Consider the following 14,129-nt stretch of genomic DNA (forward strand, 5'->3'; position numbering starts at 1 on the left):
TTAGTGAGTTTTGGGCGAACAACACGCACCAGTGATCTATCCGTGTCGTTTGATCATGGTTGCACCTCTGCCAAGTGAACCGTCCCGCGCCCCCACTACACTGTGCGGGTGAGTCTGTACCGTGATGACGGCATCGTGCTGCGCACCCACAAGCTGGGCGAGGCCGATCGCATCGTCACGGTCCTGACCCGGCGGATGGGCAAGATCCGGGGGGTCGCCAAGGGCGTCCGGCGCACGACATCACGATTTGGCAGCCGGCTCGAACCGTTCACCCATGTCGATCTCCAGCTGCACACCGGCCGCACCCTCGACGTGATCACCCAGGCCGAGACCATCCAGCCGTACGGCCGGCCGCTCGTCGCGGACTACCCGCGCTACACGGCGGGAACCGCGATGCTGGAGACCGCCGACCGTCTGATCATGGGAGAGAAGGAGCCGGCCCTCCGCCAGTTCCTGCTGCTGGTCGGCGGCCTGCGCACGCTCGGTTCCGGCGCCCACGAGGCCAGGCTCGTCCTGGACGCCTACTTCCTGCGCTCTCTCGCGGTCGCCGGTTACGCCCCCGCCCTGGAGGCCTGCGCCCGCTGCAAGGCGGTCTCGGTGCGGGCCTTCGCCATCGTGGCCGGTGGCGTGGTGTGCGGGGCCTGCCGTCCCGCGGGCGCGGCGGTGCCCGAGGGGGAGACCCTGGCCCTGATGGTCGCGCTCCTCAAGGGGGACTGGCCCACCGCCGACGCCTCGGGGCCCAGGCACCGGGCCGAGTGCAGCGGTCTGGTCGCCGCGTACCTCCAGTGGCACCTCGAACACGGCATACGCTCTCTTCGACACGTAGAAAGGGAGCTCGCCACGTGAACGTCCGCCCGCCCGTCCCGCACCCCTCCGGCGCAACCCCGCCCGCGATCCCGCGCGACCTCATGCCGCGGCACGTGGCGATCGTGATGGACGGCAACGGCCGGTGGGCCAAGCAGCGGGGCCTGCCCCGTACCGAGGGGCACAAGGCGGGCGAGGCGTCGCTCTTCGACGTGATCGAGGGCGCGATCGAGCTCGGTATCCCCTACCTGTCGGCCTACGCCTTCTCCACGGAGAACTGGAAGCGCTCCCCTGACGAGGTCCGCTTCCTGATGGGTTTCAACCGCGACGTCATCCGCCGCCGCAGGGATCAGCTCCACGCGATGGGCGTGCGGGTCCGCTGGGCGGGCCGCCCCGGACGGCTGTGGCGGAGCGTCATCCAGGAGCTGCGCGACGCCGAGCGGATGACCGAGGGCAATTCCACACTGACCCTGCAGTTCTGCGTCAACTACGGCGGCCGTGCCGAGATCGTGGACGCCGCCCTGCGCCTGGCGCAGGACATCGCCGAGGGGAAGGTCAAGCCGGGCAGGGTGAAGGAGGAGACCTTCGCCCGCTACCTGGACGAGCCGCAGATCCCCGACGTCGACCTGTTCGTGCGCTCCTCCGGCGAGCAGCGCATCTCCAACTTCCTGATCTGGCAGACGGCGTACGCCGAGATGGTCTTCCTCAACCGCCTCTGGCCCGACTTCGACCGCCGTGATCTGTGGGAGGCCTGCGAGACGTACGCCAAGCGCGACAGGAGGTACGGCGGAGCCGTGCCGAACGTGGTCGCGGAATAACGGCGTGTCCCGGGCGCCCTCGACGCGCCGCCAGGTGCGCCCGGCCGAACGCGGAGAGTGACGTCAGGCCCGGCGGCGCGCGCGATAGGCGGCCACGTGCATCCGGTTCCCGCAGGTGCGGCTGTCACAGTAGACCCGCGAGCGGTTGCGGGACTCGTCCACGAAGACGTGGTCGCAGTCCGGTGCCGAGCAGGTGCGCAGGCGCTCCCACTCGTCCTCGACGAGCAGGTGGGCCAGGGCGACCCCGATGTCGGCCGCCAGGTGCTCGTGGAGTGAGGCGTCCGGCGCGAAGTAGTGGACGTGCAGGGGGTGGCCGTCGTGCTCCGCCAGGTGCGGGGTGATGCGGGTCCCGCTCAGCAAGGTGTTCAGCCGGATGACCGCGGTGGGCTGGTCCGGGGCGGTGAAGACCTTGTGGAAGGCCTCGCGCAGGGCGCGCACCTGGGCCAGGTCGGCGGCGTCCAGGGCACCGATCCCGCTGATCTCCCAGCGTGCCACGAAGTCGCCGAGCTCCCGCAGGTCGGTAAGGGTGTCCTCGCCTCCGGTGGAGGGGGAGGTGTTGACCAGGTCGACCGCGGTGGCGAGTGAGTGCACCATGTCATGTCCGAATGGCATGTTGACTCCTGTAGAAAGCGGTGGCTTGCCGTGTCGGAAGCGTATCTCTCCGGTGGACCTTCGTGCCTGCTCTCTCGCGCTCACATCGCGATGGCGCGCCATGTGAGCGCCCGGCGGGCGTGATCTTCAGCGGCGCCGCGTCCGGGGCGACCCGCCGCGTGCGCCGGGTCGCCCGGTGCGGTGTTCCGGGCGCGGATCGGCCGCCGGGGACCCGGCCCGCCAGGGGATCCCGGCGGGCTCAGGCACGGCTCGGCGTACGGGCCGGTTTGGCGGCTGTGGAGCAGACGGCGCAGGTCCCGAAGATCTCCACGGTGTGGGTGATCTCGGTGAACCCGTGCTCGGAGCCGATGGCCTCGGCCCAGCGCTCCACCGCGGGTCCGGCCACCTCCACCGTACGGCCGCAGGTGCGGCAGACCAGGTGGTGGTGGTGGTCGCCGCTGGCGCACGCCCGGTAGACCGACTCGCCGTCGTCGGTTCTCAGCACGTCGACGTGACCGGTGTCGGCGAGCGCCTGGAGCGCCCGGTAGACGGTGGTCAGTCCGATCTTGGCGCCTTCCGCGCGCATCTCCGCGTAGACGTCCTGCGCGCTGCGGAAACCCTCGCTCTGACGGAGGACCGCGTGGACGGCATCACGCCTGTTGCTCATGGGCTGGACTCCTGAGGTCGACTTCGGCGTATGAATCTACCGAGCCCGAGGGCGAGGACGAACCCCGTGAGAGCAACGATCACGATGACCGCGCCCGGCGGGACCTCGACGTAGAAGGAGGAGGTCAGGCCGCCGACCGTAGAGATCATCCCGAAAAGCATGGAAAGCAGCATCGTGCTCGTGAAACCTCGGGTGAGCTGCTGGCTGGTCGCCACCGGCACCACCATCAGCGCGCTGACCAGAAGCAGTCCCACCACGCGCATGGCGATGACCACGGTCAGCGCGGCGGTCACGGCGATCAGCAGGCTGAGGAAGCGGACCGGCAGGCCGCTGGCCTTGGCGACCTCCTCGTCCTGGCAGAGCACGTAGAGCTCCCGCCCGAAGACGGCCAGCACGCCGAGGACCGCCGCCGCCAGCAGGCCGATCACCCACACGTCCTCGACGGGAACGCTGCTGATCGAGCCGAACAGGTAGGACGTCAGGGTGGCGTTGCTGCCGCCCGGGGCCAGCGAGATGAGCAACACGCCCCCGGCGATGCCGCCGTAGAACAGCAGCGCGAGTGCCACGTCGCCGCTGGTCCTGCCGCGCGCGCGGACCAGTTCGATGGCCACGGCGCCGAGCACGGAGACCAGCACGGCGGTCAGCACCGGGGCGGTCCCGGTCAGGAAGCCCAGGGCCACGCCGGTCAGCGCGACGTGCCCGATGCCGTCGCCCAGCAGGGCCAGGCGGCGCTGGACCATGAACGTGCCGATGGCGGGCGCGACCAGGCCGACGAGGAGGGCGGCGATCAGCGCCCGCCGCATGAAGTCGAACTGCAGAAGCTCGATCACGACGTGGGTCTCCAGTCGAGCGGGCTCACCGGCTCCTCCTCGGCGTGCGGGTGCACGTGGTCGTGGCCGGGCAGCGCGTGGGCGCCGACGGCGTGGGGCGGCGGGCCGTCGTGGCAGACGTACCCGTCCCGCAGGACCACCGCGCGGGTGATCAGAGGTTCCAGCGGGCCGAGCTCGTGCGCGACCAGCAGGACCGTCTTGCCCTGCTCCACGAGCACGGACAGGGTCTCGGCGAGGAGCTTCTGGCTCTCGGAGTCGACGCCGGCGGTGGGTTCGTCCATGACGAAGGTGTCGGGCTCCCCGGCGAGGGCGCGGGCGATCAGCACCCGCTGCTGCTGGCCGCCGGACAGGGTCTGCACCGGATCGGAGGCGCGATGGGCCAGGCCGACGGCGGCCAGCGCCCGGCCTGTCGCCTCCCGGTCGGCCGCGCTGGTCGGCCGCAGGCGCCGCTGCCTGGCGATCCGTCCCGAGGCGACGACCTCGCGGATCGTGGTCGGCACGCCGCCGCCCACCGAGAGCCGCTGGGGTACGTAGCCGATCCGCCACCACTCGCGGAACCGGGCGGGGGGCCTGCCGTACAGGAGGGTCTCGCCGCCGGACAGGGGGATGAGGCCGAGCAGGGCGCGGATGAGGGTGGACTTCCCCGACCCGTTCGCGCCGAGCACGGCCACCGCCTCGCCGGGCCCGACGGACAGGTCGATCCCGCGGAGCACCGGGCGGCGGTCCAGGTCGACCCGGCCGCCGCTCATGGTGAAAACCGTTTTGCTGGATGTCACGTGTGGCCCTTACGAGCAGCTGAGCGCAGATTGGAGGACTTCAAGGTTCCGGCGCATGGCAGACGGGTAGTCGCCGTTCGCCGGCTGGCTTTCGACCGGGTCGAGGACCGCGGTCTTCGCACCGACCTCCTGGGCGAGAACCTCGGCGACCTTGGGGCTGACGAGGGTCTCGGTGAAAATCGTAGTCACTTTCTCCTGCTTGGCCACTTTTGCCACTTCGGCGAGGCGGGCGGGAGAGGGCTCGGCCTCGGGGTCGATTCCGCTGATGCCGACCTGGTGGAGCCCGTAGCGGTTGGCGAGATAGCCGAACGCGGCGTGGCTGGTGACGATCGCGCGTGAGGAGCAGGTGGTCAGGCCCCTGGCCAGCTCGTCGCCCAGGGCGGTGAGGCCGGCCGCGGTTCCGGCGGACCGCTCCCGGTAGTCCTGCGCGTGCGCGGGGTCGACGGCGGCGAGCCTCTCGCCGAGCCGGGTGGCGACCGTCGCGAAGCGGGCCGGGTCGAGCCAGAGGTGGGGGTCGTAGCCGATCTCCTCGTGGCCGTGCTCCTCCTCGCCTTCGTGGCCCTCCTCCCCGGCCGCGGGCAGGGTCGGGACCGAGGAGGCCACCTCGAAGCTCCGGTCGGCGGCGTGCTGTTCGACCGCCTCGTCCACGGCGGGCTGGATGCCCTTGATGTAGACGACGAGCCTCGTCTCCTGCAACCCGGCCACCTGGAGTGGGGACAGTTCCAGGTCGTGTGGTTCGACGCCGGGCTTGGTCAGGCCGGTGACCGTCACGTCGGGGCCGCCGACCTGCTCGGCGAGCCACTGCAGGGGATACATGGCCGCGGTGATGACGGGCCTCCCCGTCGCTGAGACGCCTGACGCCCCCCCGGACGATTCACTGGCCGAGCCGATTTCGGCGCCGCAGGCGGTGGTGGCGACAAGGGCGGCGGCCACGACCAGGCTCGCGTTACGTATGCGGATACGTCGGGAGGACTCGGACATCATGTCATCCAGTATGCGCGCAAATGAAAATGGTTGTCAAAGTCATCAGCGGGCTCGACGATCGCCGGCACGGCGGACGGGTGTGGTCTCCAGGTCAGCCCGGTCGCCCCCGGTGCGACGGCTTCACGCGCCGGGTGCCCGCGACCTACGGGCACCGCGGAGCCCGGGAGCGCGGTGCGCGCGGCGAGGGCCGGGCGACGTCAGAAGGCGCCGAAGCGGTCGGCGGCGAGCAGGATCAGGAAGGTGAGCAGTGCGACGCGCAGCAGACGGCCCCCGGCCCCCAGGGACGGCCACGACATGTAGGCGAGCCAGCCGACGAACCCGATCACCGGAAGCACGGCGACGCCACCCCAGAAGGAGGACACCGCGAAGCCGGTCAACAGGAGGATCACCAGCACCACCGGGGCGATCCAGCGGGGGAGCTGGAACAGGAAGACCAGCGGGGCCGCGCTGCGCCGCTCGGCCCCGCGCCGCAGCCCGGTCGCCCCCGGCGTGAAGAACTGCTCGCCCGCGGGCAGCGGACGCCCGCCTCGCGGGCGTCGGGGTTGTGCCAGCGGATGTGCGGGGCGTTTCCCGTGCTTGTCGGCCACAGGCCGAGCCTAACGCCACAGCCCCCGCCGCGACACGCCCCGATGCCCGGTACGACACCGCGGCTCTCACCCCGCCCCGTACGGAGCCGGGCTCTGGCATGCTGGGCGGATGCTCGCTCTCATCCGTTATTCGGTGCCGCCCGGCCAGACCGAGGAGTTCCTGGCCCGGGCCCACGAGATCGTCGACACGCTGGCCGGGCAGCCGGGTTACCTGCGCGGCAGGGTGTCGAGATCGGTGGACGAGCCGGAGCTGTGGGCGCTGGTCAGCGAGTGGGAGGGCGCCGGGTTCTACCGCAGGGCGCTGGGCGCGGCGCGGATGGCGATGTATCCGCTGATGACGCTCATGATCAACGAGCCGAGCGCGTTCGAGGACGTCGACCGTCCCTGAGATTCCACGGAAGCTTTGCCGGAGTGAGGCGGGCGTCATGGTTTATCCGCACGTCCCGAGGCTCCGTCTCCCCTAAGCTGGATGTTCAATCAATTCCTCGCCGACCTCCAGCCGGATGGAGATTTTCCCTTATGGCACGCCGTACGGACATCATGGACACCATCGTCAGCCTCGCCAAGCGGCGCGGTCTTGTGTATCCCTCCAGCGAGATCTACGGCGGCCTGCGCGCGTCGTGGGACTACGGTCCACTGGGCGTGGAGCTCAAGAACAACGTGAAGCGGCAGTGGTGGAAGACCGTGGTGCAGGGCCGTGACGACGTGGTCGGTCTCGACTCCTGTGTGATTCTGGCCCGCGAGGTGTGGCAGGCCAGCGGCCACGTGGACACCTTCACCGACCCGCTGACCGAGTGCCAGGCGTGTCACAAGCGCTACCGCGCCGACCACCTCGAAGAGGCGTACAGCGAGAAACACGGGAAGGAGCCCGTCAACGGCCTGGCCGACATCACCTGCCCCAACTGCGGTAACAAGGGCTCCTTCACCCAGCCCAAGCAGTTCAGCGGCCTGCTGAAGACCTACCTCGGCGCGGTCGAGGACGAGTCGGGCCTCGCCTACCTGCGGCCGGAGACCGCCCAGGGCATCTTCATCAACTACCTCAACGTGCAGCAGTCGGCGCGCAGGAAGATCCCGTTCGGTATCGGCCAGATCGGCAAGTCGTTCCGTAACGAGATCACCCCGGGCAACTTCATCTTCCGTACCCGTGAGTTCGAGCAGATGGAGATGGAGTTCTTCGTCAAGCCGGGCAGCGACGAGGAGTGGCACCAGTACTGGATCGACGAGCGCTTCCGCTGGTACACCGACCTGGGTATCAACCCCGACAACCTGCGCATCTACGAGCACCCGCAGGAGAAGCTGTCGCACTACTCCAAGCGGACCGTCGACATCGAGTACCGCTTCAACTTCACCGGCGGTGAGTGGGGCGAGCTCGAGGGCGTCGCCAACCGCACGGACTTCGACCTGACCGCGCACGGCAAGGCCTCCGGCACCGACCTCAGCTTCTTCGAGCAGGACACCGGCGAGCGCTACGTCCCGTACGTGATCGAGCCGGCCGCCGGTGTCGACCGCGCCACGCTCACCTTCATGATCGACGCCTACACCGAGGACGAGGCGCCCAACGCCAAGGGCGTCATGGAGAAGCGCACGGTCATGCGGCTCGACCACCGGCTCGCGCCGGTCAAGGTCGCGGTGCTCCCGCTGTCGCGCAACGCCGACCTGTCGCCCAAGGCCAAGGACCTGGCCGCCCAGCTCCGCCGCCGGTGGAACGTCGAGTTCGACGACGCGGGCGCGATCGGCCGCCGCTACCGCCGCCAGGACGAGATCGGCACGCCGTTCTGCATCACCGTCGACTTCGACACTCTCGACGACCAGGCGGTGACCGTCCGCGAGCGTGACTCGATGGCCCAGAAGCGGGTGGCCCTCGACCAGGTCGAGTCCTACCTCCGCCAGCACCTCAACGACTGAGGAAAGGCCCGCCCCGCGACGACACGGGAGCGACGGGGGCGGGGACGGTGGTGGCAGCCGGGTTTCGGGCCGTGCACGATCTAGGTTCGTACCATGCGACTGCTCGTTGTCGAGGATGAGGAAGACCTGGTCGAAGCCCTGCGGGTGGGGTTCGTCCGGGCTGGTTACGCGGTCTGCGTCGCCCGGGACACGGCGCAGGCCGCCGAGAGGCTGCAGGCCGACCCGTACGACGTGGTCCTGCTCGACCTCGACCTGTCCGGCCGTGACGGCTTCGAGTCGTGCCGCGCGCTGCGGCGGACCGCCAACGGCCGGACCGCGCGGATCATCATGGTGACCGCGCGGGACCGGCTGGACGAGCGGCTTCTCGGGCTGGACGAGGGGCCCGACGACTACCTGGTCAAACCGTTCGCCTTTCCCGAACTGCTGGCCAGGGTGCGCGCGCTGCCGCACCGGAAGCAGGGTGACGACACCGTGATCTTGCAGGTGGGGGACCTGCGGCTGGACATCCCCAGGGCCGAGGCCCGGGCGCGGGGACGGGAGCTGGGGCTCACCCCGAAGGAGTTCGGCGTGCTGCGCTACCTGATGGCCCGCTGCGGGCACGTGGTCTCGGCGGAGGAACTGCTCGAGCACGTCTGGGGCGAGCACGCCGACCCCTTCACCAACACCGTGCGGGTGACGGTGGGCAATCTGCGGCGCAAGCTCGGCGCCGAGGGCGTGATCGAGACCGTGATCAGTAGGGGGTACCGGCTGCGGGAGGGCTCCTGAGGCCGTTCCCCGCGGCCCTGTGTGAAAAGCCCGATTTATCTGGCGGTGTAGCTGTGAGAGGGCTCCTGAGGCGGTTCCGCGCTACCACAGTTCTGTGAGAAAAACCCGAGTCATGCGGCGGTGTGGTTGGTGTCCGGCCGGTCGCCGAGCTCGCCGTGAACGGCGTTGAAGCCGGAGAGATTGGTTTACACCAATTGGTGTAAACCAATTTCCGAAGTGATCAATATCCTCGCGCATTTGGTCCAGATTTGAATTGGATTAGACCGGTTCACCTGCTCTGAGCTGGGACAATGCAGTGTTGTCTGATGGGTGCCGTTTCGTCGTCTTGTTCGTCGGTAGAGTCCGCAGGGAGGCGGAATCAGACGCCGGTTTTGAAGTCGAAGAAGGAGCAACCGTGCCCAAGTACGTTTACGACTTCACCGAGGGCAACAAAGATCTCAAAGGTCTGCTCGGAGGTAAGGGGGCAAACCTCGCGGAGATGACCAATCTCGGATTGCCGGTTCCCCCCGGCTTCACCATCACCACCGAGGCCTGCCAGAACTTCCTGCGGGACGGGGTCATTCCCGAGGGAATGCGGGAGGAGGTCTCCGCGCATCTGGCCGCGCTGGAGGCCAAGATGGGGCGCCGACTGGGCCAGGCCGACGACCCACTCCTGGTGAGCGTGCGCTCGGGGGCCGCGTTCTCCATGCCCGGCATGATGGAGACCGTTCTCAACATCGGTCTGAACGACGAATCGGTCCACGGACTGGCCAAGCAGGCGAGCGGCAACGAGCGGTTCGCCTGGGACTCCTACCGGCGCCTCATCCAGATGTTCGGCAAGACCGTCCAGGGCATCGACGGTGAGCTCTTCGACGAGGCACTGGAGGAGCTCAAGGCCGGCCGCCACGACCTGGAGCTGGAGGCGGCCGACTTCCGGCGCCTGGTCGCGACCTACAAGGACATCGTCCGGGCCCAGACCGGCGAGGACTTCCCCGCGGACCCCCACCGGCAGATGAGCATGGCGGTGGAGGCCGTGTTCAAGTCGTGGAACGCCCCGCGAGCCGTCCTCTACCGCCGCCAGGAACGCATCCCGGCCGATCTGGGCACGGCGGTCAGCGTCTGTTCGATGGTCTTCGGCAACTGCGGCATGGACTCCGGAACCGGTGTGGCCTTCACCCGCGACCCCGGCTCGGGACAGCAGGGCGTCTACGGCGACTACCTGCAGAACGCCCAGGGGGAGGACGTGGTCGCGGGCATCCGCAACACCATGCCGCTGCAGGAGCTGGAGAGCCTCGACAAGGCCGTCTACGACGAGCTCATGCGGATCATGGAGACGCTGGAGAACCACTACCGGGATCTGTGCGACATCGAGTTCACCGTCGAGCGCGGCAGGCTCTGGATGCTCCAGACCAGGGTGGGCAAGCGGACCGCGGGCGCGGCCTTCCGCATCGCCGTGCAGCTCGCCGACCAGGGGCTGATCAACCTCGACGAGGCCGTGACCCGGGTGACCGGCCACCAGCTCGCCCAGCTCATGTTCCCCTGTTTCGCCGCCGACTCCGGCGGCGAGGTGATCGCCAAGGGGATGAACGCCTCGCCGGGCGCGGCCGTCGGCAAGGCCGTCTTCTCCACCGAGCGGGCCGTCGAGCTCGCCGCGCGGGGAGAGGCGGTCATCCTGGTCCGCAGGGAGACCAACCCCGACGACCTGGCCGGAATGATCGCCGCCCAGGGCGTCCTGACGAGCCGCGGCGGCAAGACCTCGCACGCCGCCGTGGTCGCCAGGGGCATGGGCAAGACCTGCGTCTGCGGGGCCGAGGAACTGGAGGTCTCGGTCAAGGACCGCAGGTTCACCACGCCTTCCGGCGTCGTGGTCTCCGAGGGTGACGTCATCTCCATCGACGGCACCAGCGGGACCGTCTACCTCGGTGAGGTGCCCGTGGTCCCCTCCCCGATCGTGGAGTACTTCGAGGGTGTGGGCGAGGCGGACGACGAGCTCGTCAGCGCCGTGCACCGGATCATGTCCCACGCCGACGAGGTACGCCGGATGGCCGTGCGCGCCAACGCCGACAACGCCGAGGACTCCGCCAGGGCGCGCAGGTTCGGTGCCCAGGGCATCGGGCTCTGCCGTACCGAGCACATGTTCCTCGGCGAGCGTCGCAGCCTGGTCGAGGACCTGGTGCTGGCCACCTCCGAGGCGGAGCGTGAGCGGGCACTGGCCGCGCTGGAGCCGCTGCAGAGGGCGGACTTCACGGGGATCTTCCAGGCGATGGAGGGGCTGCCCGTCACGATCCGCCTGATCGACCCGCCGCTTCACGAGTTCCTGCCCGACTTCACCGAACTGTCGGTGAAGGTCGCCCTCGCGGGCGACGGGGCGGAGGAGAAGGACCGCGAGCTGCTGGCCGCGCTCAAGCGGCTCCACGAGCAGAACCCGATGCTGGGCCTGCGCGGTGTCCGGCTCGGCCTGGTCATCCCCGGCGTGTTCGCCATGCAGGTCCGGGCGATCGCGGCGGCGGCCAAGGCCGTGCCCGGCAGCCGCGCGGAGATCATGATTCCGCTCGTGGCCGCGGTCCAGGAGTTGGAGCACGTCAAGGACGAGGCGCGGAAGATCCTTGCCGAGGCCGGGGTCGAGGCGCTGATCGGCACGATGATCGAGGTGCCGCGCGCGGCGCTGACCGCCGGCCAGATCGCCGAGGCCGCCCAGTTCTTCTCCTTCGGTACCAACGACCTGACCCAGATGACCTGGGGTTTCTCTCGCGACGACGTCGAGGCCGCGTTCTTCTCCAAGTACTTCGAGCTTGGCGTCTTCGGTGTCTCCCCGTTCGAGACCCTGGACCGTGACGGCGTCGGCAGGCTCGTCGGCCTCGCCGTGGAGGAGGGCCGCAAGGTCCGGCCCGACCTGAAGCTGGGCATCTGCGGCGAGCACGGCGGAGACCCTGACTCGATCCACTTCTGCCACCAGGTGGGTCTGGACTACGTGTCCTGCTCGCCGTTCCGTGTCCCGGTCGCCCGGCTGGAGGCCGCTCGCGCCACCCTGGCCCGCACCGGATCCGACACTCGCTGACCTTCGGATCCCATCCGGACTTCGCGGGTGTGTCGCCTCCGGTACCGCGGGAGGCGACACCCGCGAAGTCGGGCCCCGCGGCCGTCCCACCTCACCGGGGCGGCCTCGGGGTCCGGCACGAGCCGGGGCGAAGGTCACGGGTCCCGGTAACCAGGTGTTTTCTCGCCGTTCCGCATAGTGCTCTCCTTTCGCGGATAAAATCACTGCACTTATGCATGGCTATGACGAACACGACCAGGTCAGGTGGGTGCCGGAACCTCCCGGCAACCCCGGCAGAAATCCGTTCGGGCGTGATCGGGCACGCGTGCTGCACAGCGCCGGGCTGCGGCGGCTCGCCGCCAAGACCCAGGTCGTCGGCCCGGGAGAGACCTTCGGCAGCGGCCAGCACATCCCTCGCACCCGCCTTACCCACTCCCTGGAGTGCGCGCAGATCGGCCGGGAGATGGGGGAGGCGCTGGGCAGGAACCCCGACCTGGTGGAGACCGCCTGCCTGGCCCATGACCTCGGCCACCCGCCGTTCGGCCACAACGGGGAGACGGCGCTCAACGAACTCGCCGCCGGGTGCGGCGGCTTCGAGGGCAACGCGCAGAGCCTGCGCCTGCTGACCCGGCTGGAGGCCAAGGTGGTCACCGAGGACGGCCGTAGCGCCGGCCTCAACCTCACCCGCGCCGCTCTGGACGCGGCGATCAAATACCCGTGGACCAGGGAAAGAAGTGCCAAGTACTGCGTCTACGACGATGACCTGCCGGTCTTCGAGTGGATCAGGGAGGGCGCACCCGAGGGACGGGTCAGCTTCGAAGCCCAGATCATGGACTGGGCCGACGACGTCGCCTACTCCGTGCACGACCTGGAAGACGCCCTCCACTCGGGCAACGTGGTGCTGGAGGCGATGCGCGACCCGGCGGAGCGCCGCGAGGTCTGCGCGACCACCCGCGAGTGGTACGCCACCGACGCGGAGCCCGGCGAACTGGAGGATCTCTTCGGGCGCCTGATCACCCAGCCGCTCTGGCCCCGTCACTTCGACCGCTCGCTCGCCGACCTCGCCGCGATCAAGGGGCTCACCAGCTCGCTCATCGGCCACTTCTGCAGGTCCGCCGAGGTGGCCACCCGCGAGGCGTACGGCCCGGCCGCCGGGCGCTACAGCGCCGACCTGATCGTGCCCAGGGCCACCCGGCTGGAGTGCGCGCTGCTGAAGGGGGTCACCGCCCACTACGTGATGGCCAGCGACGCGCACAACGCCAACCAGGCCAGGCAGCGCGAGCTGATCCACGACCTGGCCCACCAGATCATGCTGGGTGCCCCCGGCACCCTGGAACCGGCTTTCAGGCCCGCCTTCACCAGGGCGGCGGGGAACGCCGATCGGCTCCGCGTGGTCATCGACCAGATCGCCTCGCTCACCGATACCTCCGCGGTCGCCTGGCACCGCCACCTGGCGGGTCACTGACCCGCTGTCGCGCTCAGCCGCCGCCGCCCAGCGTGACCTGCTCCTGCTCCTCGGGCTCTTCCGGCTTCTTGGTGGGCTTCTTCGTCGGCACCGGCTTCGACGCGCAGAGGGTGACGCACCTGGGAGCCGCCCCGGTCCGGTTCATCACGGCCCGCATCTCGTCGGCCGGAGAGAGCGTGGGATTGCCCTTCAGCCAGGCGTCCAGATAGTCCCACGGCTCGACCATGCCCCGGCGGACCCACCACAGCGAGGGATCGGCCTTCCAGGAGATCGCGAAATAGAGGTTGCTGGCCGTGGAGCGGGCATTGCCCGAGTTGCCGATCTGGCCCAGGACCTGGCCGGCGCTGACGCGCAGTCCCGGCCTGACCTCCGGGGCCACCTTGTCCAGGTGGCCGCCCAGGTAGCGCACGCCGTCGTCGCCGATGACCGTGACGAAGCGCCCCTCACGGTCGGCGCCGCGATCGGTGGACGGCTTCCAGCGGTTCTTGACGTTGACCTCGTCGACCATGCCGTTCACCGGCGAGACGAAGGAGCAGCCCTTGGCCGCCCAGATCGTGGTCTTGGGCAGTACCAGAAGCCTGCTCTGGTAGTTGACCGAGCAGCCCTTCACCGGGAAGGCATAGGTGTGTTCGGAAACCTTCGGCGGCGGAACCCGCACCGGGGGGTCGGCCTTGGGACGGTCGACCGCCGTCTGCGGGGCGGGGGTCGGCGTCGCCTCGGGCATGGTCGCGGTGACCGAGGCCGGTGCCCCGGCGGCGGCCTCGGACTCGAAGCTCGGAGCCGCCGTGCCGATGCCCGCCACCCCACCCGGCGACGCGCAGGCTCCGGTGACGAGCACCGCACCTGTCACAGCGGCCAATCGTGCTATATGCCCCGATCGCATGATCTCCACCCGCGTACATTATCGAGAATCCGCCTTTA

At 69.5% G+C, this 14,129-nt stretch carries 14 protein-coding genes; 7 read left to right on the top strand and 7 right to left on the bottom strand.

Annotation, left to right across the window (positions count from 1 at the left end; genetic code table 11):
- Positions 1-108: 108 nt before the first annotated feature.
- Positions 109-846, top strand: a complete 738-nt coding sequence (recO, locus tag ACQP0P_RS13550) for a DNA repair protein RecO (RefSeq protein WP_350913331.1) — start codon at positions 109-111, stop codon at positions 844-846.
- On the top strand, positions 843-1,622 hold the full coding sequence (locus ACQP0P_RS13555; RefSeq protein ID WP_433375705.1) for an isoprenyl transferase: 780 nt from the start codon (positions 843-845) through the stop codon (positions 1,620-1,622). The genes recO and ACQP0P_RS13555 overlap by 4 nt, the downstream gene beginning before the upstream one ends.
- A gap of 63 nt (positions 1,623-1,685) precedes the next feature.
- Here ACQP0P_RS13555 and ACQP0P_RS13560 read toward each other — a convergent pair whose 3' ends face one another.
- The 6 genes from ACQP0P_RS13560 to ACQP0P_RS13585 form a co-directional block, all read right to left on the bottom strand.
- Entirely contained in the window at positions 1,686-2,234 is a 549-nt protein-coding gene (locus ACQP0P_RS13560; RefSeq protein ID WP_433375708.1) for a CGNR zinc finger domain-containing protein, read from the bottom strand.
- Between the two features lie 238 nt (positions 2,235-2,472).
- A complete protein-coding gene (locus ACQP0P_RS13565; RefSeq protein WP_433375710.1) occupies positions 2,473-2,880 on the bottom strand; it encodes a Fur family transcriptional regulator in 408 nt (135 codons plus the stop codon).
- On the bottom strand, positions 2,877-3,710 hold the full coding sequence (locus tag ACQP0P_RS13570) for a metal ABC transporter permease (RefSeq protein ID WP_433375713.1): 834 nt from the start codon (positions 3,708-3,710) through the stop codon (positions 2,877-2,879). The genes ACQP0P_RS13565 and ACQP0P_RS13570 overlap by 4 nt, the downstream gene beginning before the upstream one ends.
- A complete protein-coding gene (locus ACQP0P_RS13575; protein ID WP_433381857.1) occupies positions 3,707-4,459 on the bottom strand; it encodes a metal ABC transporter ATP-binding protein in 753 nt (250 codons plus the stop codon). The genes ACQP0P_RS13570 and ACQP0P_RS13575 overlap by 4 nt, the downstream gene beginning before the upstream one ends.
- A 36-nt stretch (positions 4,460-4,495) precedes the next feature.
- Entirely contained in the window at positions 4,496-5,470 is a 975-nt protein-coding gene (locus tag ACQP0P_RS13580) for a metal ABC transporter substrate-binding protein (protein ID WP_433375716.1), read from the bottom strand.
- 197 nt (positions 5,471-5,667) lie between these two features.
- Positions 5,668-6,057: a DUF6703 family protein gene (locus tag ACQP0P_RS13585; RefSeq protein ID WP_433375719.1), complete on the bottom strand. Its 390-nt coding sequence runs from the start codon at positions 6,055-6,057 to the stop codon at positions 5,668-5,670.
- Positions 6,058-6,166: 109 nt separating this feature from the next.
- Between ACQP0P_RS13585 and ACQP0P_RS13590 the strand changes: the two genes are divergently transcribed.
- The 5 genes from ACQP0P_RS13590 to ACQP0P_RS13610 all read left to right on the top strand — a co-directional run bounded on the left by ACQP0P_RS13590 (position 6,167) and on the right by ACQP0P_RS13610 (position 13,208).
- Positions 6,167-6,445: an antibiotic biosynthesis monooxygenase family protein gene (locus ACQP0P_RS13590; RefSeq protein ID WP_030903876.1), complete on the top strand. Its 279-nt coding sequence runs from the start codon at positions 6,167-6,169 to the stop codon at positions 6,443-6,445.
- A gap of 131 nt (positions 6,446-6,576) precedes the next feature.
- Positions 6,577-7,962: a glycine--tRNA ligase gene (locus tag ACQP0P_RS13595; protein WP_433375721.1), complete on the top strand. Its 1,386-nt coding sequence runs from the start codon at positions 6,577-6,579 to the stop codon at positions 7,960-7,962.
- A gap of 93 nt (positions 7,963-8,055) precedes the next feature.
- Positions 8,056-8,727, top strand: coding sequence for a response regulator transcription factor (locus ACQP0P_RS13600; RefSeq protein ID WP_433375724.1), 672 nt, complete (start codon positions 8,056-8,058; stop codon positions 8,725-8,727).
- Positions 8,728-9,121: 394 nt separating this feature from the next.
- Positions 9,122-11,764: a pyruvate, phosphate dikinase gene (ppdK, locus tag ACQP0P_RS13605; RefSeq protein ID WP_433375727.1), complete on the top strand. Its 2,643-nt coding sequence runs from the start codon at positions 9,122-9,124 to the stop codon at positions 11,762-11,764.
- Positions 11,765-11,975: 211 nt separating this feature from the next.
- Positions 11,976-13,208, top strand: a complete 1,233-nt coding sequence (locus tag ACQP0P_RS13610) for a deoxyguanosinetriphosphate triphosphohydrolase (RefSeq protein WP_433375730.1) — start codon at positions 11,976-11,978, stop codon at positions 13,206-13,208.
- A 13-nt stretch (positions 13,209-13,221) separates the two neighbouring features.
- On the opposite strand, the gene ACQP0P_RS13615 is transcribed toward ACQP0P_RS13610, so the two are convergent.
- Positions 13,222-14,058 carry a M23 family metallopeptidase gene (locus tag ACQP0P_RS13615; RefSeq protein ID WP_433375733.1) on the bottom strand — a complete coding sequence of 279 codons (837 nt, stop codon included), beginning with the start codon at positions 14,056-14,058 and terminating at the stop codon, positions 13,222-13,224.
- Between the last annotated feature and the right edge of the window lie 71 nt (positions 14,059-14,129).

It is taken from the genome of Streptosporangium sp. CA-115845, from assembly GCF_050943795.1.
GTDB lineage: Bacteria > Actinomycetota > Actinomycetes > Streptosporangiales > Streptosporangiaceae > Streptosporangium.